General features: G+C 67.6%; 17 protein-coding genes. 8 read left to right on the top strand and 9 right to left on the bottom strand.

The features are described 5' to 3' along the window. The first annotated feature begins 32 nt into the window (after positions 1–32). Positions 33–1,145, top strand: coding sequence for a Gfo/Idh/MocA family protein (locus tag ACQKLX_RS05450; RefSeq protein WP_427360197.1), 1,113 nt, complete (start codon positions 33–35; stop codon positions 1,143–1,145). Between the two features lie 112 nt (positions 1,146–1,257). Next, positions 1,258–1,713, top strand: coding sequence for a MarR family winged helix-turn-helix transcriptional regulator (locus ACQKLX_RS05455; RefSeq protein ID WP_427360199.1), 456 nt, complete (start codon positions 1,258–1,260; stop codon positions 1,711–1,713). Positions 1,714–1,723: 10 nt separating this feature from the next. Here the strand turns inward: ACQKLX_RS05455 and phnN are convergent, their stop codons facing one another. Both phnN and nadC read right to left on the bottom strand, forming a co-directional pair. Beyond that, positions 1,724–3,766, bottom strand: a complete 2,043-nt coding sequence (gene phnN, locus ACQKLX_RS05460; RefSeq protein WP_427360201.1) for a phosphonate metabolism protein/1,5-bisphosphokinase (PRPP-forming) PhnN — start codon at positions 3,764–3,766, stop codon at positions 1,724–1,726. A 7-nt stretch (positions 3,767–3,773) separates the two neighbouring features. Next, positions 3,774–4,607: a carboxylating nicotinate-nucleotide diphosphorylase gene (nadC, locus tag ACQKLX_RS05465; RefSeq protein ID WP_427360202.1), complete on the bottom strand. Its 834-nt coding sequence runs from the start codon at positions 4,605–4,607 to the stop codon at positions 3,774–3,776. A 392-nt stretch (positions 4,608–4,999) separates the two neighbouring features. Here nadC and ACQKLX_RS05470 point away from each other — a divergent pair, with 392 nt between their 5' ends. Genes ACQKLX_RS05470 through ACQKLX_RS05485 form a run of 4 tightly spaced genes read left to right on the top strand, consistent with a single transcriptional unit; the run spans position 5,000 to position 8,534 of the window. Continuing rightward, positions 5,000–6,484 carry a 6-hydroxynicotinate reductase gene (locus tag ACQKLX_RS05470; RefSeq protein ID WP_427360203.1) on the top strand — a complete coding sequence of 495 codons (1,485 nt, stop codon included), beginning with the start codon at positions 5,000–5,002 and terminating at the stop codon, positions 6,482–6,484. Between the two features lie 4 nt (positions 6,485–6,488). After that, the gene (locus tag ACQKLX_RS05475; RefSeq protein ID WP_427360205.1) at positions 6,489–7,376 is read left to right on the top strand and encodes a UPF0280 family protein; all 888 of its coding nucleotides are present in this window, start codon (positions 6,489–6,491) and stop codon (positions 7,374–7,376) included. Continuing rightward, positions 7,369–7,953 (top strand): amino acid synthesis family protein, encoded by a 585-nt coding sequence (locus ACQKLX_RS05480; RefSeq protein WP_427360207.1) that lies wholly within the window; start codon positions 7,369–7,371, stop codon positions 7,951–7,953. The genes ACQKLX_RS05475 and ACQKLX_RS05480 overlap by 8 nt, the downstream gene beginning before the upstream one ends. Continuing rightward, positions 7,950–8,534 (top strand): amino acid synthesis family protein, encoded by a 585-nt coding sequence (locus tag ACQKLX_RS05485; protein ID WP_427360208.1) that lies wholly within the window; start codon positions 7,950–7,952, stop codon positions 8,532–8,534. Before ACQKLX_RS05480 ends, ACQKLX_RS05485 begins: the two co-directional genes overlap by 4 nt. Before the next feature lie 28 nt (positions 8,535–8,562). Here the strand turns inward: ACQKLX_RS05485 and ACQKLX_RS05490 are convergent, their stop codons facing one another. The 5 genes from ACQKLX_RS05490 to ACQKLX_RS05510 all read right to left on the bottom strand — a co-directional run bounded on the left by ACQKLX_RS05490 (position 8,563) and on the right by ACQKLX_RS05510 (position 14,218). Beyond that, positions 8,563–9,336 (bottom strand): ATP-binding cassette domain-containing protein, encoded by a 774-nt coding sequence (locus tag ACQKLX_RS05490; RefSeq protein WP_427360210.1) that lies wholly within the window; start codon positions 9,334–9,336, stop codon positions 8,563–8,565. A 17-nt stretch (positions 9,337–9,353) separates the two neighbouring features. Continuing rightward, positions 9,354–10,658, bottom strand: coding sequence for a sugar ABC transporter permease (locus ACQKLX_RS05495; RefSeq protein WP_427360212.1), 1,305 nt, complete (start codon positions 10,656–10,658; stop codon positions 9,354–9,356). Beyond that, positions 10,651–11,700 carry a D-xylose ABC transporter substrate-binding protein gene (xylF, locus tag ACQKLX_RS05500; RefSeq protein ID WP_427360214.1) on the bottom strand — a complete coding sequence of 350 codons (1,050 nt, stop codon included), beginning with the start codon at positions 11,698–11,700 and terminating at the stop codon, positions 10,651–10,653. The genes ACQKLX_RS05495 and xylF overlap by 8 nt, the downstream gene beginning before the upstream one ends. A gap of 193 nt (positions 11,701–11,893) precedes the next feature. Next, on the bottom strand, positions 11,894–13,129 hold the full coding sequence (locus tag ACQKLX_RS05505; protein WP_427360216.1) for a COG3904 family protein: 1,236 nt from the start codon (positions 13,127–13,129) through the stop codon (positions 11,894–11,896). Between the two features lie 150 nt (positions 13,130–13,279). Next, on the bottom strand, positions 13,280–14,218 hold the full coding sequence (locus ACQKLX_RS05510) for an aldo/keto reductase (RefSeq protein WP_427360218.1): 939 nt from the start codon (positions 14,216–14,218) through the stop codon (positions 13,280–13,282). Positions 14,219–14,392: 174 nt separating this feature from the next. Here ACQKLX_RS05510 and ACQKLX_RS05515 point away from each other — a divergent pair, with 174 nt between their 5' ends. Both ACQKLX_RS05515 and ACQKLX_RS05520 read left to right on the top strand, forming a co-directional pair. Next, positions 14,393–15,319 carry a hypothetical protein gene (locus tag ACQKLX_RS05515; RefSeq protein WP_427360220.1) on the top strand — a complete coding sequence of 309 codons (927 nt, stop codon included), beginning with the start codon at positions 14,393–14,395 and terminating at the stop codon, positions 15,317–15,319. Positions 15,320–15,362: 43 nt separating this feature from the next. Next, on the top strand, positions 15,363–15,800 hold the full coding sequence (locus tag ACQKLX_RS05520; protein ID WP_427360222.1) for a hypothetical protein: 438 nt from the start codon (positions 15,363–15,365) through the stop codon (positions 15,798–15,800). A gap of 35 nt (positions 15,801–15,835) precedes the next feature. Here ACQKLX_RS05520 and ACQKLX_RS05525 read toward each other — a convergent pair whose 3' ends face one another. Both ACQKLX_RS05525 and typA read right to left on the bottom strand, forming a co-directional pair. Further along, on the bottom strand, positions 15,836–16,402 hold the full coding sequence (locus ACQKLX_RS05525) for a nucleoside/nucleotide kinase family protein (protein WP_427360223.1): 567 nt from the start codon (positions 16,400–16,402) through the stop codon (positions 15,836–15,838). Positions 16,403–16,404: 2 nt separating this feature from the next. Next, on the bottom strand, positions 16,405–18,228 hold the full coding sequence (gene typA / locus ACQKLX_RS05530) for a translational GTPase TypA (RefSeq protein ID WP_427360225.1): 1,824 nt from the start codon (positions 18,226–18,228) through the stop codon (positions 16,405–16,407). Between the last annotated feature and the right edge of the window lie 16 nt (positions 18,229–18,244).

Genomic DNA, 18,244 nt, shown 5'->3' on the forward strand with positions numbered 1-18,244 from the left:
CCACTCCCTCGTCCTCGTTACGGAGATTGCTCATGCGCGCGCTCGGCGTCGGCCTGATCGGCACCGGCTATATGGGCAAATGCCACGCCTTGGCCTGGAACGCCGTCGCACCGGTCTTTGGCGATGTGCCCCGTCCCAAGCTCGCCATGCTCTGCGAGGTCGACGAGGCCCTGGCGGCGCAGCGGGCCGGCGAATTCGGCTTTACCGAGTGGACCGCCGACTGGCAGGCGCTCATCGCCCATCCCGATGTCGACGTCGTCTCGATCACCACGCCGAACGCCTTCCATGCCGAGATGGCGATCGCGGCGCTGAAGGCCGGCAAGCATGTCTGGTGCGAGAAGCCGATGGCGACCAGCTTCGGCGATGCGCAGGCGATGCTGGCCGCGGCGAAGGCGGCCGGCACGGTTGCGGCCCTCGGCTACAACTACATCCAGAACCCGGCGATCCGGCTGGCGCAGCGCCTGAGCGCGGAGGGCACGATCGGGCCGGTCAATCATGTCCGCGTCGAGATGGACGAGGACTTCATGGCCGATGCCGGCGCGCTGTTCTCCTGGAAGAGCGAGGCGGCGTCTGGCCATGGCGCGCTCGACGATTTCGGCGTGCACGCTTTCTCGCTGATCAAGGTGCTGATCGGCGAGGTCGAAGCCGTTATGGCCGATATGGCGAAGCCCTATGCCGAGCGCCCGCTCGCGAGCGGCGGTACGCGTGCGGTCGAGACCCACGACATCGCCACGCTGCTGCTGCGCCTGTCGTCCGGCGCGTCCGGGCTCGTCGCCCTCAACCGCTCGGCCTGGGGTCGCAAGGGGCGCATCGCGCTGCAGGTCTTCGGTGCGAAGGGCACGATCGCCTATGACCAGGAGCGGATGAACGAGATCGAGCTCTACACCGCCGAGGGCGCCGGCGACGTCCAGGGCTTCCGCCGCATCCTGACTGCGCCGGCGCATGAGCCCTATGGCCGCTTCATCCCGGCGCCCGGCCATGGCCTCGGCTTCAACGAGCTCAAGATCATCGAATGCCGCGAACTGCTGCGCGCGATTGCCGGCGAGCCGGCACATCTCCTCGACTTCGAAGCCGGCCTGCGCATCGAACGCACGGTCGAGGCTTCCGCCCGAAGTTTCCGCGAGGGATGCTGGACGACAGTCTGAGGACCTGCTTCGCTAACATGGTGGACGAAGCGTGATTCTCGGCGGTCTAGCCGGTTCCGATCGCCAGGAAAGCGCGCTAGGAATATCGTTCGTATACGAACGAGGATCAGCGATGGCGCGACCGAGCACTGCGGCGGAGACGCCCGAGCCTGCTGAAGAGGCTTATGACCTCACCGAGCAGGTCGGCTTCATCATGCGCCAGGCAGCGCAGCGCCACGTCTCGATCTTCAACGAGATCATGGGCAACGACTTGACGCCGACGCAATGGGCGGTGCTGGCGCGGCTCTATCAGGATGGCGGTTCCTCGCAGAACCTGCTGGGACGCCAGACCGCCATGGACGCCGCCACGATCAAGGGCGTGGTCGACCGCCTGCTCAAGCGCAAGCTGGTCCAGACCAAGCCCGATCCGGAGGATGGTCGCCGCCTCATCGTCGAGCTCAGCCCGGCCGGCGTCGACTACACCCGCGAGCTCCTGCCCAAGGCGGAGACAGTGACCAAGGTGACGCTGGCCCCGCTCGCGACCAACCAGCGGGCGACGCTGATCGCGCTGCTGAAGCAGCTGCGCTGAGGCGTCGCCGCTACCCGATCACATAGCAATCGCAGCTGTCCGCCATCGCCCTGGCCTCGTCGAGATCGCTCGAGGCGCTGGCGTGGATGGCGAAGAGCGGATCACCGACCGCGACGCTGTCGCCGACATGGCGGCGCAGATCTATGCCCGCAGCCTTGTCGAACGGCGCGCCGGCCCGCCTTGCGATTCCGGCGACCGCCCAGCCATCGATCTCGCTGACCGTGCCGGCCTTGGGCGAGCGCACGGTATGGACCAGCAAGCCCGGCGCCACCGGCGGCTCGCGCCGCCCCTGCGCATCGATGATCCGCTCGAAGGCCGCGCGCGCCGCGCCGGAGCGCAGCAATCCTTCAGCCCGCTCTCGCCCGGCCGCGACCGAGCCGAGCGCCGGGTCCCAGGCCAGGATGCGGCTGGCGAAGAACAGCGCCTTCTCGACCAGGTCGGCCGGCGCCTGCGGGTCGTTGTCGAGAACCCAGTCGACATCGCGGCATTCCAGCGCCGGGCCGATGCCGCGCCCGATCGGCCGGCTGCCATCGGTCGGGAAGGCGTTGACGACGAGGCCGAGCCCGGCGCCGACCGTCTCGAACAATTGCGCCAGCTCGGCGGCTTCCGCCTCGCTCCTCAGTTTGGCGCGCGGGCCATAGGGCAGGTCGACGATGACATGGGTCGAGCCGGCCGTGAGCTTCTTCGACAGGATCGAGGCGACCGACCAGCGGTTTGAATCGATGCCGAGCGGCCGCGTGATCGCGTTCATCACGTCGTCGACGACGGAATGGTTGAGCCTCCCGTTCCAGGCGATCGAGCCACGCGCCTTTTCCACGCAGGCGCGCAGCTCGGCCGGGTTGAGCTCGACGCGGGCGAGCGCCTCCATCGCATCGGCCGTGCCCGCCGCCGAGGTGATCGCGCGCGATGAGGTCTTCGGCATCAGGAAGGCGCCATGTGCCGCGACGATCGGCACGACGATCAGCGTGATCCGGCTGCCGGGGATGCCGCCCATCGAATGCTTGTCGACGACGATCTTGTCGGGCCAGGTGATCTTCTGCGCGAAGCGAGTCCGCACCCGCGCCAGCGCGATGACCTCGTCGTCGGAGAGCTTCTGCGTCGCCGCGACCAGGAAGGCCGCGACCTCGCCATCGGGATAGCGCGCTTCGACGATGTCGCGGATCAGCGTGTGGTACTGCTCTTCGGTGAGCTCGCCGCCTTGGATCTTGCGGGTCAGCGCCGCCCGGCTTTCCGGCGAGGGTGTGCGCCTGATCGTGACCTCGCTGCCCTCGACTAGGCCGAGCTCGTCGAAGGCCTCGGCCGAGAGGCCGATTTCGTCGCCGCCGAGCAGCGCAGGTGAATCGACGACCTGTACGTTCGAGCGGATGCTGGCACCGACCCCGGAAATCTCGAGCCGTCCCGGTCCGAGATAGTCGAAGCCGTTGACGATCTCGCCCTTGGCCGGGAGATAGGCGCAATGCGCTCGTCCCGCGAACAGCGGCAGCCGGCGCAGGCGCATCGTGTTGGCGGCGGCCTCGACCGCGGCGACGAAGCGTTCGATGCCGATCTCGACGCTCTGGTCGTTGCAGATCGTCGCCGCCCTGACCCCTTCCGGGCGCGGCTCGACCGTGCGCGACAGGCGCTTCTCGATCGCTTCGCCGCTCTCGCGCCCGCGCCCGGCGATACGGGCGGCGAGCACCTCGGGCGGCGCCGTGACCTCGACCACGACGAAGCGCGGCAGGCGGGCGGCGAGCGCCGCGATCGTGGCGCGCGAGCCATTGGCGATGACGTTGCGCCCGGCCTCGACCAGGCGCTTCAGTTCGGCCGGCAGGCCGTAGCGCAGGCCGTGGGCGCCCCAGGTGATCAGGAAATCGCCTTTGGCCTCGCGTGCGTCGAAGGCCTCGTCCGTCGCCGCCTCATGGTCCTCGCCCGGCGAGCCGGAGGGGCGGGTGACGACGCGCCGCGCGAAGACATAGCGTCCCGTCGGCTCCAGCAAGGTGCGGGCGCCGTCGATCAGCGAGTCCTTGCCGGCCCCGCTCGGGCCGACGACGAGGAAGAAGGTACCTTGCCGCATTGATTGCTCAGGCTTCGTCGAGGCCGATATCCACCGCCGGCGCCGACTGGGTGATCTTGCTGGTCGAGATGTAGTCGACGCCGGTCCGGGAGATCGGGCCGATCGTGTCGATGTTGATGCCGCCGGAGGCCTCGACCTTGGCGCGGCCGGCGATTAGTTCGACAGCCTTGGTCATATCGGCGACCGACATGTTGTCGAGCATGATCACGTCGGCGCCGGCCTGGGCGGCCTCCTCGACCTGCTCGAGCCGGTCGCATTCGACCTCGAGCTTGGTCAGCACCGGCAGCTTCTTGCGGGCGCGCTCGACGGCGGCGGTGATGCTGCCGCAGACGGCGATGTGGTTGTCCTTGATCATCACGCCGTTATCGAGGCCGAGGCGGTGGTTGAGGCCGCCGCCGCAGGTCACGGCGTGCTTTTCCATCATGCGCAGGCCGGGCGTAGTCTTGCGAGTGTCGATCAGGCGCGCCTTGCTGCCGGCCATGGCCGCGGCGTAGCGGGCGGTCTCGTTGGCGATGCCGGAGAGGCGCTGGGCGATGTTGAGCGCGGTGCGCTCGGCGGTGAGCACGCTGCGGGCCGAGCCCTCGATCTCGACCAGGATCGCGCCCTTCTCGACCTTGTCGCCGTCCTTGACGCGCAGGGTCACCTTGAGGTCGGGATCGTAGCGCTTGAATACGCGGGCGGCGACCTCGACGCCGGCGACGATCATCGGCTCGCGGGCGTTCATGTGGAACTTGCCGGTCTCGCCCGGTTCGATCATCACCTGGACGGTAAGGTCGCAAGCGCCGATGTCCTCGACAAGCCAGTGGTCGATCAGGCGGTCCGTGGCGAAGACGTCATACATGGAAGGGCCCTCTCTCCCGCGGCGCTGCCGCTTCAAACACATTTGTATACAAACAATAGCAGCGGGAAAATTTGGCTGTCAATGCGCCATCGAAGCCGTGCTTGCAACCATCGATCGCGTCATCTGGAGGTCATCTCCGCTGGGTATATATCCGGCTCAGAAGCACCATAAATAATCTTGTATGCAAGATTGGGTGGCTGCATCTCCTTTTCAGCGACAAATCCGCGTGAGCTCGGCCATGACGGCTGAGGCCGTGGGCCAATCCTGAACTCCGGCGTAGGATGGCCCGCCATTCCGCGCCGCGCCGCTGTCTTGACTTGCTCTAAGAGGCGCGCCAGTATCGTTTGTACACAAACAAAATCCTTAAGACCCGCTCTGCGGGAGGATCAAGCATGGCGCTGGACGAAGCGAGCCCGGTCGCGGACGACAAGATCCGCTGCGATGCCTGCCCGGTGATGTGCTTCATCAAGCCGGGCGCCGTCGGCGCCTGCGATCGCTACGGCAATGTCGACGGCGAGCTGGTGCGGATGGAACCGCATATCGTTCTCGAACGCACGCTGGAGCATGGCGGCGAGGTTGTTCCCTTTGCCGGTAGCCGCGAGTGGGACGGCGAGATCGTCCACCAGCAGGGCACCTTCATCACCGCGATCGGCGCCGGGACCACCTATCCCGACTACAAGCCCGCCCCGTTCATCGTCTCCTCTGAAGTCGACGGCGTCGACATGGTCACCGTCGTGACCGAGGGCATCTTCAGCTATTGCGGCGTCAAGGTGAAGATCGACACCGACCGCTTCCTCGGGCCGGAGCAGGCGACCGTGCGTGTCGAGGGCGAGGCGATCGGCCACGTCACCACCGGCGAATACGGCTCGCAGATGCTCTCGCTCGGCGGCGTCCACCATCTCACCGGCGGCTCGAAGAAGGAGGGCCGTGTCACCTGCGACGCGCTGCTGCAGCTCAGCAACGGCAAGGCGGTCGAGCTCACCATCGACGAGGGCGAGACGGTGATCGTCCAGGCCGGCAAGCCGCCGATCGTCAATGGCATCCAGGAAAGCCGGATGCGCGTCGGCTGCGGCTCGGCGACGATCGGCATCTTCGCCAAGCAATGGCACGGCAAGGTCGACGAGGTCGTGGTCGTCGACGACCACATCACCGGCGTGCTCTCCGAGCACCAGGCGGGCAAGTTGCTCGGCATGGCCGGCACCGGCATCAAGATGAAGGGCCGGCGCTCGACGCCCGGCCGCTATTTCCAGGTCGCGCAGCCCGGCACCGGCTGGGGCGGCACCAATATCAGCGACCCCCTCACCATTCTCGGACCCTTCGATCCCAAGGTCGCCTATCCCGGCCTGCGCCTGCTGATGGTCTCGACCACCGGCGAGCACGCCGCCTATTACGAGCTCGACGAGAACCTCGCCCCGGTCGAGATGCAGATGCCGCAGCCGCTGGTCGAGCCGGTCGAGCGCATCGCCGAGAATTGCGAGCCGGCGCTCTCGACAGTCCTCTTCATCGGCGGCGCCGGCGGCTCGCTGCGCGCCGGCGTCACCGAGAACCCGGTCCGCCTGACCCGCTCGGTCAAGGACGCGCTGACTTATGTCACTTGTGGGGGAGCCCCTGTGTATATCTGGCCGGGCGGCGGCATCACCTTCATGGTCGACGTCACCCGCCTGCCCGAGAACGCCTTCGGCTATGTGCCGACGCCGGCTCTGGTCGCGCCGCTCGAATTCACCATGAGCCTGAGCGACTACGAGGCGCTTGGCGGCCATATGGACGCGATCCAGCCGCTGGCTTCGCTCAAGGGCGGCAGCCGCCTGCGCCTGCCGCAGCGCCCGGACAATCCCTGGCCGCTGGCGCCGGAGCAGCCGCGCCGCTCGCTCGGCTAGGACGATGTGGGAGAAGCCCTCCGCGCGGATTCTGCCGGATGGCAGGCGCCTGCTCCTGCAGCAGGGGCCGATCGATCTCGTCATCGAGGCCGTTGGCGAGCAAAGCGCGATCAAGGCCGCGCATGAGGCAGCGGTTCTGCGTTTCGACGGGTTGCTCGCCGAGCTCTGCGACGAGCTCAACCTGCTGCGCACGGCGGTGAGCCGGACGAGCCCGCCGCCGCTCGGTCCCGTCGCCCGGCGCATGCATGCTGCTGTGGCGCCCTTTGCTGCCAGCAGCTTCATCACGCCGATGGCCGCCGTCGCCGGCTCGGTGGCGCAGGAGATCCTGGGCGTGATGTGCCAGGCCGCGCCGCTGCAGCGCGCCTATGTCAATAATGGCGGCGACATCGCCCTGCATCTGTCTGCTGGCGAGCAGTTCCGCATCGGGCTGGTGAAGCGGCCCGACCGGCCGGAGTTCTTCGCCACCGCGACGATCCGGCCTGAGGACGGCGTCGCCGGCATCGCGACATCTGGCTATCCCGGCCGCAGCTTCTCGCTGGGCATCGCCGAAGCGGTGACGGTGCTGGCGCCCACTGCGGCGATGGCCGACGCCGCCGCGACCGTGATCGCCAATGCGATCGACCTGCCCGGTCATCCCGCGGTCGAGCGCCTGCCAGCCAATACCATCCAGAGCGACAGTGATCTCGGCGAGCGGCTGGTGACCCGCGATGTCGGCCCGCTTGCTACGGACGAAATCGAAATCGCGGTCGCTGGCGGCCTCGCCGAGGCTGAGCGTCTGCGCGCCGCAGGCCTGATCGTCTCGGCCGCCATGCATCTTCAGGGCGTGAGCCGCACGCTCGCCAGCCCTATGATCGTTCAAGAAAAGCCTGAGAGGAGACTGGCCCGTGCCTGAGATCGCTGTGCGAAAATACGCCGTGACCGTCGAGGAAATCCATCACGAGGGCGGCCCGGCCGCCGCGGTGCCGCTGAAGCGCGGTGCAGCGCTGGCAGTGATCGCCAACCCCTATGCCGGCCGCTATGTCGAGGACATCCAGGGCTTCATGGACGATCTCAAGCCCTTCGGCCTCGCCATGGCGCAGCGCCTGCTCGCGGCGATGGGCGGCGATGCCAGGGCGATCCAGGGTTATGGCAAGGGCGCCATCGTCGGCGCTGCCGGCGAATTGGAGCACGGCGCGCTCTGGCATGTGCCGGGCGGCTACGCGATGCGCGAACTGCTGGGCGACGCCAAGGCGATCGTGCCCTCGACCAAGAAGGTCGGTGGCCCCGGCACGCGCCTCGACATCCCCGTCACCCATGTCAACGCGTCTTATGTCCGCAGCCATTTCGACGCCTTCGAGATCGGCATCACCGATGCGCCCAAGGCCGACGAACTGCTGTTCGCGCTGGTGATGACGACCGGGCCGCGCATCCATGCCCGTGTCGGCGGCCTCAAGGCGAGCGAGATCAAGGGCGAGGACGGCCTGCGATGAAAGCGAAGGTCCGCAAGATCGTCACCATCCTCGACGAGACCCATAGCGAGCTCGGCCGGCCCGTATCGCCGCCGATCAAGCGCGCCGCTGCCGTCGCCGTCATCGCCAATCCCTTCGCCGGCAAATATCAGGACGATCTCTCCGAGCTGATCGACATCGGCGAGGAGCTCGGCGACCTGCTCGGCCGCCATGCGCTCGCCGCGCTCGGCATCGAGGGCGAGGCGGTCCAGGGCTATGGCAAGGCCGCTGCCGTCGGCGAGGATGGCGAGCTGGAGCACGCCGCCGCGATCCTGCATCCCAAGCTCGGTGCGCCGCTGCGCAAGCTGCTGGGCAAGGCACCGGCGCTGATTCCGTCCTCGAAGAAGCGCAGCTCGCTCGGCGTCGTCCTCGACGTGCCGCTCGGCCACAAGGCGGCCGCCTATGTCCGCAGCCATTTCGACGGCATGGAAGTCCGCATCCCCGACGCCCCGCGCGCCGGCGAGATCGTTGTCGCCGTCGCCCTGACCAGCGGCGGCCGGCCGCTGCCGCGCGTCGGCGGGCTCACCCATGCCGAGGCCAAGGGCGAGGACGGTTTGCGCTGAGGCGCGTCCCGTCCGTTCGCCAGCGCTGCTAGCTCCGCAGAGCGCCCGGCCCGGCCACCGCGCCGGGCGGGCATTTGCCCGAGATGATCATCCCCAGTACCTCGTCCTGGGTGACGTCGCGGACGTGGGCGGTGCCGACCACCTTGCCGTTCTTCATCACGCTGACGCGGTCGGCGAGGTCGAAGACATCGTGCAAATCGTGGCTGATCAGGAAGATGCCGATGCCCTGCTTCTTCAATTCGAGGATGAGGTCGGCGACCTGCTTGGTCTCGGCCGGCCCGAGCGCCGCGGTCGGCTCGTCCATGATCAGCACGCGGGCGTTGAAATAGATCGCGCGAGCGATCGCGACCGACTGGCGCTGGCCGCCGGAGAGCGCCTTCACCGGCTCCTTGAATCGACGGAAATGCGGGTTGAGCCGGCCCATCACCTGGCGCGTCTCGGCTTCCATCGCACTGTCGTCGAGCGTGCCCCAGGCGGTCAGGAGCTCGCGGCCGAGGAAGATGTTGGCGGCGGCGTCGACATTGTCGGCGAGAGCGAGCGTCTGGTAGATCGTCTCGATGCCGTGGCGCTTGGCGTCGCGCGGCGAGGAGATCGCAACAGGCTCGCCAGCGATCCTGATCTCGCCGGCATCGGCGCGATAGGCTCCCGACAGGATCTTGATCAGCGTCGACTTGCCGGCGCCGTTATGGCCGAGCAGGCCGACGACCTCGCCGGCATGCAGGTCGACGCTCGCCCGGTCGACCGCCTTGATGCCGCCGAAGGCGATCGAGATCTCGCGCATCTCGACGAGGGGCGTGGTCATGTCCATGGCGCCCTCCATCATCCCAGCCGCTTGCGATAGAGCCCGTCGAGCCAGACGGCGAGGACGAGCACGATGCCGACGACGATGTTCTGCAAGGGCGTGTCGACGCCGATCAGCACCATGCCTGATTGCAGCGACTGCATCACCAGCGCCCCCAGCATCGCGCCGGCGATGGTGCCGACGCCGCCGCCGAGCGAGGTGCCGCCGATCACCGCCGCGGCGATGACGTAGAGCTCGTCGAGTTGCCCGGCCGAGTTGGTCGCGGCGTTGAGGCGCGCGGTCGATATACAGGCGGCGATGCCGACCAGGACGCCCATCAGCCCGTAGACCAGCATCAGCACTTTTCGCGTGTTGACGCCGGAGAGCTGGGCGGCCTCGGGATTGCCACCGATCGAGAAGACATAGCGCCCGAAGCGCAGGCGCCGCGCCAGGAAGCTCACGGCAACGCCGACCGCGAGCGCCAGCAGCACCGGCACGGCAAGGCCATGGCCGATGGTGAGGCCGCCCTCCGGCCAGACGCCACCCTTCGCCTCAGTGAGGCGGCGTGCGATCCCGGCCGGCAGGGCATAGGCATTGGCGATCGCGACCGCGGCGATCACCGTTCCGCAGGCGAGCGCAGCCAGCACGATCTCGGCCCAGAGCGGGCGTAGGGCAAAGCCATAGCGCTTGCGCCGGCGCCGGACGAAGGCGATGCCTCCGACGATCAGCGCGCAGATGCCGAGGCCGATCGCCCAGGAGGCGGTGGTACCGATCGCGCCCTCGATGCCGCCGCCGAGCGGGCGGAAGCGCGAATCCATCGGCGCGATGGTCTGGCCCTGCGTGACCCACCAGGCACCGCCGCGCCAGACCAGGAGGCCGCCAAGCGTGACGATGAAGGAGGGGATGGCGAGATAGGCGATCAGCGCGCCCTGGAACAGGCCGATCAGCCCGCCGAGCACGATCGCTGCAAGGATCGAGAGCAGCCAGGTGGCGGGATGCTCGAAGCAGAGCAGGCCGGGGAGCAGTTGCGCCTGGACGAGGCCGGTGACCATGCCGACGAAGCCGAGCATGGAGCCGACCGAAAGGTCGATGTTGCGGGTGACGATGACCAGGACCATGCCGCAGGCCATGACCGCGACCGAAGCGGTCTGGACTGAGAGGTTCCAGAGATTGCGCGGCGTCAGGAAGGCGCCGCCCGAGAGCCAGTTGAAGCCGAGCCAGATCACCGCCAGTGCGGCGATCATGCCGATCATTCGCGCGTCGAACTCGATGGCGCGCAGATGATCGGCGAGGGTCTTCGCGTCCTGCGACGGCGCTGCCGGCGCGGGAGCAGCCTCAGTCACAGACCTTGACCTTGCCGGCGGCGACGCCCTGGCAGACGGCGGCCTTCGGCGCCCAGCCGGCTTCGATGACGACGTTAAGGTTGTCCTTGGTCACCGGGACGGGCTTCAGGAAGAGCGCGGTCATCTTGGCCTTGCTCGGGCCCTGGTCCCAGGCGGTGGCGCCTGCGACCTCGGTCAGCTTGGCGCCGCCGGCGAGCTTGATCGCGATCTCGGCGGCATTGCGCCCGAGCTCGCGCGCATCCTTCCAGATCGTCACCGTCTGGGTGCCGAGCGCGACGCGGTTGAGGGCGGCACGGTCGGCGTCCTGGCCGGAAACCGGCACCGAGCCGGCGAGGCCCTGGGCGGCCATGGCGGCGATGGCGCCGCCGGCCGTGCCGTCATTGGCGGCGACGACGGCGTCGACCTTGTTGGCGTTGCGCGTCAGCATCTGCTCCATGTTGCGCTGGGCGTTGGCCGGCAGCCAGCCATCGGTATAGGCCTCGCCAACATTCTTGATCTTGCCGGCGTCGATCGCGGTTTTGAGCACCTCGATCGAGCCCTGGAACAGGAAGTTGGCGTTCGGATCGGCGCTCGAGCCCTTGATGAAGACGTAGTTGCCTTCGGGCTTGGCCTTGACGATCTCGCGCGCCATCATCCGGCCGACCTCGACATTGTCGAAAGTCAGGTAGAAGGCCTGCGGGATCTCGATCAGGCGATCATAGCCGACGACGGCGATGCCCTCGTCGACCGCCTTCTGCACCGCCGGGCGGATCGCCTGCGCATCCTGCGCCAATACGATGATCGCCTTGGCGCCGCGCGCGATCAGGCTCTCGACATCGGTGAGCTGCTTGGCGGGCGAGGATTGCGCGTCGGCCGAGAGGTAGGTGCCGCCGACCTTCTCGATCGCTGCCTTGATCGCGGCCTCGTCGGTCTTCCAGCGCTCCTCCTGGAAGTTCGACCAACTGACCCCGATCACCGGGCCCTTGCTCTGGGCGAAGGCGGGGAATGTGCTGCCAAAAGCCGCGAGCGCGAGGCCCGCGGCGAGAAAATGGCGTCTCAACACGGCGTTTCTCCCTCGTTTGCGACCGCGCGCTTTCGTGCGGCGCGTCGGATTGGAGGGAAGGTGATCTGATCGCCCCGGGCCCGTCAAGCTCACATTGAAGGCAACGTCGACTGCACGCTGTACGTGCATGTAATCGATTGCGCTTGCGGGGAAGCGGTTGGTTCCGGATGGGATTTCTTCGTCGCGGTGCGTTTCAGCGGCAGATCGTCGTGCGCAATGTCGGCAGGCGCAGGAGTTCGGCGGCCGTGCCGCTGCGCTGCCAGGTCGAGGGCGTGCCGTCTTCCGCCGGCGGATCGATCTTCAGCGACACCGCCGTCCGGTCGGTCAAGCTGCACAAGGTCTCGCGCAGAACGTCGACGGTCATCGCGCCCTCGGGGTCGCTGCCGTCCTCGTTGCGCGCGACGATCGGCGGGCTGCCCGGCAGCGTCAGCGTCACCGTGCGCAGCCGTGTCGGGACCGGTGCGTCGCCGAACAGGAGCCGCATCTGCAGGGCGGTCGTCTGCTGGTATCGCCCTTCGCCGACCGACAGGGCCAGCCGCAGCTTGCCGCCACGATGTGGGCCGAGTTCAACCGAGCCGATCGGCGTCGCCGGCGCGACCAATGTCGCCGGAAGCACCGCGGCTGCGTTGAGGTTGGCCGGCCTTCCGGGCGCCTGGGAGGATCGCAGCCCCGAGAAGGCGAGCGTGGCCGAGCCGATCTCCGTCGCGATCGTGGTCGCCAGCATCTCGTCGGGCTTGAGGTAGCGCATCGTGTCGGCCGGCGTCGACACCGTCACCTCGATGAAGGAGCGGTCGAGCCCCATGGCGTCGAGATAGCGTCGCATCTTGGCGTCGATTTCGCCGGTCGCCTGCTCCTGCTTGACCGTCCGCGTCTCCGTTCTCTCGTCGACCAGTTCCCTGCGTCCGCGCACGATCTTGTAGTCGCGCACCGTCGTCGTCTCGGTCTCGACGATGGTCTGCTGGTGCACGCCGATACGCGATTGCGGCGGGATGATCCGGCGTTGCCCCCCCGCAAGGAGGAGCGTGCAGGCCGAGGCGCAGAGCGGGCTGCGCTCGTCGATGGTGCCGCCGGCCGCATCGCGCTGGCTGAAGACGGTGCGGGCGACGGCGATGTCGAGGCCGCTCTTGCGAACGAGCTCGCCCATGGCGATCGCGGCCTCGACCGTGCCGCCGGTCGAGTAGACCAGCAGCGGCAGCTTGCGCCCGTTCAGCTCGCCGATGGCGCGGCGCAGCTCGGCGGGCGTATCCTTGGTGATGGCGCCCTGGGCGGCGAGCCACTCGCGGCAATCGGGTTCGCAAGGCTCGGCGCTACGGGTCAGCACGATACGCATCGGCTCCGGCTGCGGCGCAGCAGCAGGCTTATCCTGCGCCGCGGCGGGCAGGGCGCTCAGGGACAGGGCGAACGCCAGGAGACGGGCGATGCGGATCACGAGGTCAGCGGTCTCGGCTGCAGTTGCGCAAGGGAACCCCAGGCGCGGGGATTTGACAACAGCTTCCCCACCCCGTCGCTCGGGCAGGGAGGCAAGGTTAATGCTTTCGCTGTGCCGTTGGGCGTCTTTGAGGCGCTCTCGCGGCGGATTTCAGCGCGTGATCGCGTCGATCTCGCTGAGCTCCTCTGGCGTCAGCGCCCAGTCCGCGGCCTTGACATTGGCGGCGATCTGCTCGGGCTTCGTCGCACCGGCGATGACGCTGGAGACGACCGGTTGGGCGGCGAGCCAGGAGAAGGCGAGTTCCAGCAGCGTCTTGCCGCGCGCCTCGCAGAAGGCGGCGAGCTTTTCGGTCTTGCTCCAGTTCGCCTCGGTCAGCACCTCACCGGCGCGTTGGGCCTCGCGGGTCATGCGTGCACCCTCCGGCATCGGGGCGTTGCGCTGGTATTTGCCGGTGAGCAGGCCGTTGGCGAGCGGGAAATAGGGCAGGAGCCCCATGCCGAAATGGTTGAGGGCCGGAATCAGCTCCTTCTCGGCGCCGCGCACCAGCAGGCTGTACTCGTCCTGCGCCGAGGCGAAGCCCTCGATCCCGAGTGTCCTGGCCGTCCACTGGGCGTCGGCGACCTGCCAGGATGGCAGGTTCGAGCAGCCGATATAGCGGATCTTGCCCTGGCGGATCAGGTCCTCCAGGGCACGCATCGTCTCGGCGATCGGGGTCAGCGGATCGGGCCTGTGGATCTGGTAGAGATCGATCCAGTCGGTCTTCATGCGCTTCAGCGAGGCCTCGACCGCCTCGATGATGTAGCGCCGCGAGCCGCCCTTCTTGACGCCCTCCTCGTCCATGTTCATGCCGAATTTGCTGGCGAGCACGATGTCCTTGCGGCGGGCGCCGAGCAGTTCGCCGAGGGCCAGCTCCGAGCCGCCGCGATTGCCGTAGATGTCGGCGGTGTCGAACAGCGTGATGCCGTGCTCGATCGCGGCGTCGACGACCTTGCGCGCCGCCTCCAGGTCGATCCGGCCGCCGAAATTATTGCAGCCGAGGCCGACGAGCGAGACGCGCAGGCCGGAGCGGCCGAGATTGCGGAACTGCATGGGCGATGATCCTTCCTTCGGTCGCTCGCACCGGACCAGAGCCGTGCCTTGACGGCAAGCGCAACAGACGCAGGACGGCTGCGCCCGGGCCGAAGGACATCCGCTGAATGAAGGATGCGGGCGTTGTCGGGAGCGGACTAGCCTGTCCATATACCGCCAAGAGGCAGCGCCCGCGTGTCAAGCCCGTTCAGCTCATATGACTGCGAATCCGACGGTACCTGGAGCGGCCCGCCGAACGGCTTCTCTTACTTCCCGAAAGGGTCCTTTCCGGAGAGCCACGCCTATCAGTTCATACCGCTCGGCCAGTCGCGGACGGTCTGGATTGCAACCCCTCCCGACAGGGAGTGCACGCTGAGCGTAGTGGACCCTGCCAATACCTTCGGCGGTATCGCGATCGAAACCGAGGCGGCTCGGACGGTCGGCGGGCTGTTCGACGTCTTCACGCTCAAGCCGATGAGCACGACCGCTTTCGCGCTGCGCGCCGCAGCGGAGGCGACGCGAATCTTCGTTCTGTCCACACCGGGTTCGGCCGAGCGGCCGACGTTCTATGTCGACGGGGGCGGGGTCATCACGATCCATTATTCCGTCAGCGTCGTCCTGCGCGACTGCTCGCTGTCATTGATCTACTCGGAAGGGGCACTGCTGAATCTCCTGAGCGAGGTTGAGTCGATCTATGCCAGACAGGCGAATATTCGGCTGGTGCGCGTCGGGCCGATCCACAAGCTGGAATTCAGGGGGATGTCGCTCGGCCCGCAAATCATCACCGACGGACCGCAGGGCGAGGCGATCCGCGACCACATCACGGCTGCCGGCCGCGGACATCTGAAGAATCTCGTCTATGGCTGGGACTTCGAAACGAAGCCGAAGCCGCAAAATGCGTCGGACCTGTCCTCCGGACTGGCAGGCGGCAACGTCGCTTTCATCGATTGGGGCAATCCCGCCATGGTCACCGTCCATGAGTTCGGGCACCTCATCGGCCTGCCTGACCGCCCAAAGGGCGATGTGACGATCATGCAGCCGACGAGGTCGATGAGGAAATTCATCGGCTTCGACGGCTTTCAAATCGAGATGATCCGTAGGGTCGGGAGGTTACTGCCGTGAGCCTCCTTCGCACCACGGATCGACAAGGCCACCGGAGCTGACGATGCCGCTTCGTTCCTTCCTGTTCGCCGGCGATGCTCGCCTCGAGGCCTGCCTCGTCGACAATGCGGCCCATCTGACGCGGGGCGCTCAGGGCGAGCATGTCAGGCTGGTCCAGGTGGCGCTCGGCCATCTCGACGGCGCCGTCATCGCCGCAGCGGAGCTGAAGCGCGGCCACTACGGCCCCTCGACTGTCGGCGCCGTTCTCGCCTTCAAGACGAAGCGCGGCATCGTCAATCGCGCCTATCAGAAGTCCGCAGACGACATCGTCGGCAAGATGACGATCGCGGCGCTCGACGCCGAGATGCTGGCGAGCCAACGCCCGGCCCGGCGAGCCGGCATAAAGCCGCACGGGCCGGCCAGGCAGAGTGGCGGCGCCGAGTCCGCGGCGCGGCGTGCCATGGAGCAGGTGCTCCAGGCGGGACTGGCGAAATTGCGCTGAGTACCAGGTCGCGGAAGCCGATGCGGGGCTTGGCTTCAGCCGGTTTTCGCCCAGCCAACCGCGTCGACGATCTCGCGCGCCAGCTCTTGCGGCGGCCTGCCATCGGTCTCGACGACGAGGAAATCCATGGCGTCCTCGCCGGCAATGCGCTGCGCCTGTCGCAGGGAGCGCTCGATCTGGGCGTCGCGGCCCGCGCCGATCTCGCGACGAGCGAGGCGCTCGCGCAGGCTCGCTTCGCTTCCGCGCAGGCGCACCACCGTGATGCGGGCCTCGGGGATCGCGGCGAGGATCCAGCGCTTGTCGAAAGCGACATGCAGCATCACGCCGGACATGATCAGGCGGCTGTGGCCGAGGGCGCGATAGGTCGACCAGAGCGCGGCGAGGTTGAGCTGGCTGATATCGCGGGCGCCGGGCGCGAGCGGAGCCAGCTCCTCCGCGCCGGGCTTGGGGAAGACGCGGTCGAGCTCGTCGCTCTCGATCGCGGCATGGGCGATGCCGGCTTCAGCCAGCACCGCGCTCATTTCCCAGCACAGGGTCGACTTGCCGATCCCGGCCGGGCCGGTGATCAGCAGGATCTCGACGGAAATGTCGGCGGTGGCCAAACTCAGGCCACTTCCGCCTTCTGCTTCTGCGAGCGCTTGCGGTCGTTCGGGTCGAGGATCGCCTTGCGCAGGCGGATCGACTTCGGGGTGACCTCGACGAGCTCGTCATCGTCGATCCAGGCGAGCGAGCGCTCCAGCGTCATCCGGATCGGCGGGGTGAGGCGGACCGCCTCGTCCTTCGAGGTCGTGCGGATGTTGGTGAGCTTCTTGCCCTTCAGCACGTTCACCTCGAGATCGTTCTCGCGGGTGTGCTCGCCGACGATCATGCCCTGATAGACCTTCCAGCCCGGCTCGATCATCATCGGACCGCGATCTTCGAGGTTCCACAGCGCATAGGCCACCGCCTCGCCGGTCTCCATCGCGATCAGCACGCCGTTGCGGCGGCCGGCGATCTCGCCCTTGTAGGGCAGGTAGGCGTGGAAGAGCCGGTTCATGATCGCGGTGCCGCGCGTATCGGTGAGCAGCTCGCCCTGGTAGCCGATCAGGCCGCGGGTAGGAGCATGGAAGACCAGGCGCAGGCGATTGCCGCCCGACGGGCGCATCTCCAGCATGTCGGCCTTGCGCTCGCTCATCTTCTGCACGACGACGCCGGAATGCTCCTCGTCGACGTCGATGACGACTTCCTCAACCGGCTCCAGCAGCTGGCCGGCCTCGTCGCGGGTGAAGACGACCTGCGGACGCGAGACGCCGAGCTCGAAGCCCTCCCGGCGCATCGTCTCGATCAGGATGGCGAGCTGGAGCTCACCGCGGCCTGCGACGACGAACGAATCCTTGTCGCCGGATTCCTCGATCTTCAGCGCGACATTGCCCTCGGCTTCCTTGAACAGGCGGTCGCGGATGACGCGGCTGGTGACCTTGTCGCCCTCGGTGCCGGCGAGCGGGGAGTCGTTGACGGTGAAGGTCATCGACACCGTCGGCGGGTCGATCGGCTGCGCCTTGATCGGGGTCTCGACCGAGGGGTCGCAGAAGGTGTCGGCGACGGTGCCTTTCACCAGGCCGGCAATCGAGACGATGTCGCCGGCGATCGCTTCCTCGATCGGCTGGCGCTCGAGGCCGCGGAAGGCGAGGATCTTGGTGATGCGGCCGGTCTCGACGGTCGAGCCGTCGCCCGACAGCACCTTGACGGTCTGGTTCGGCTTGGCGCTGCCGGAGGTGACACGGCCGGTGATGATGCGGCCGAGATAGGGATTGGCCTCGAGCAGCGTACCGATCATCCGGAACGGGCCGTCCTCGACGGTCGGCGCCGGCACATGCTTCAGGATCAGGTCGTACATCGGGGCAAGGCCCTGGTCCTGCGGGCCTTCCGGCGAGGGCGCCATCCAGCCCTGCTTGCCCGAACCGTAGAGGATCGGGAAGTCGAGCTGCTCGTCGGTGGCGTCGAGCGCGGCGAAGAGGTCGAAGACCTCGTTGATCACCTCGGTGACGCGGGCGTCGGGCTTGTCGACCTTATTGATCGCGACGATCGGGCGAAGGCCGAGCTTCAGCGCCTTGGAGACCACGAACTTGGTCTGCGGCATCGGGCCTTCGGCCGCGTCGACCAGCACGATCGCGCTGTCGACCATGTTGAGGATGCGCTCGACCTCGCCGCCGAAATCGGCGTGGCCGGGGGTGTCGACGATGTTGATGCGCGTGTCCTTCCAGACCACCGAGGTGGCCTTGGCGAGGATGGTGATGCCGCGCTCCTTCTCGAGATCGTTCGAATCCATCACACGCTCGGCGACGCGCTGGTTCTCGCGGAAGGCGCCGGACTGCTGCAGCAGCTTGTCGACCAGCGTGGTCTTGCCGTGGTCGACGTGGGCGATGATGGCGATATTGCGCATGGACATGCGGGAAACGGCCTTG

Origin of the sequence: Allobosea sp. NPDC003192 (assembly GCF_050275675.1) — a bacterium.
Taxonomy (GTDB): Bacteria; Pseudomonadota; Alphaproteobacteria; order Rhizobiales; family Beijerinckiaceae; genus Allobosea.

Coding starts and splice junctions, on each gene's coding strand:
- ACQKLX_RS05485 (WP_427360208.1), top strand. CDS start 7,950: ATGAAAGCGAAGGTCCGCAAGATCGTCACCATCCTCGACGAGACCCAT.
- ACQKLX_RS05455 (WP_427360199.1), top strand. CDS start 1,258: ATGGCGCGACCGAGCACTGCGGCGGAGACGCCCGAGCCTGCTGAAGAG.
- ACQKLX_RS05490 (WP_427360210.1), bottom strand. CDS start 9,336: ATGACCACGCCCCTCGTCGAGATGCGCGAGATCTCGATCGCCTTCGGC.
- typA (WP_427360225.1), bottom strand. CDS start 18,228: ATGTCCATGCGCAATATCGCCATCATCGCCCACGTCGACCACGGCAAG.
- nadC (WP_427360202.1), bottom strand. CDS start 4,607: ATGTATGACGTCTTCGCCACGGACCGCCTGATCGACCACTGGCTTGTC.
- ACQKLX_RS05470 (WP_427360203.1), top strand. CDS start 5,000: ATGGCGCTGGACGAAGCGAGCCCGGTCGCGGACGACAAGATCCGCTGC.
- ACQKLX_RS05450 (WP_427360197.1), top strand. CDS start 33: ATGCGCGCGCTCGGCGTCGGCCTGATCGGCACCGGCTATATGGGCAAA.
- ACQKLX_RS05520 (WP_427360222.1), top strand. CDS start 15,363: ATGCCGCTTCGTTCCTTCCTGTTCGCCGGCGATGCTCGCCTCGAGGCC.
- ACQKLX_RS05510 (WP_427360218.1), bottom strand. CDS start 14,218: ATGCAGTTCCGCAATCTCGGCCGCTCCGGCCTGCGCGTCTCGCTCGTC.
- ACQKLX_RS05475 (WP_427360205.1), top strand. CDS start 6,489: ATGTGGGAGAAGCCCTCCGCGCGGATTCTGCCGGATGGCAGGCGCCTG.
- phnN (WP_427360201.1), bottom strand. CDS start 3,766: ATGCGGCAAGGTACCTTCTTCCTCGTCGTCGGCCCGAGCGGGGCCGGC.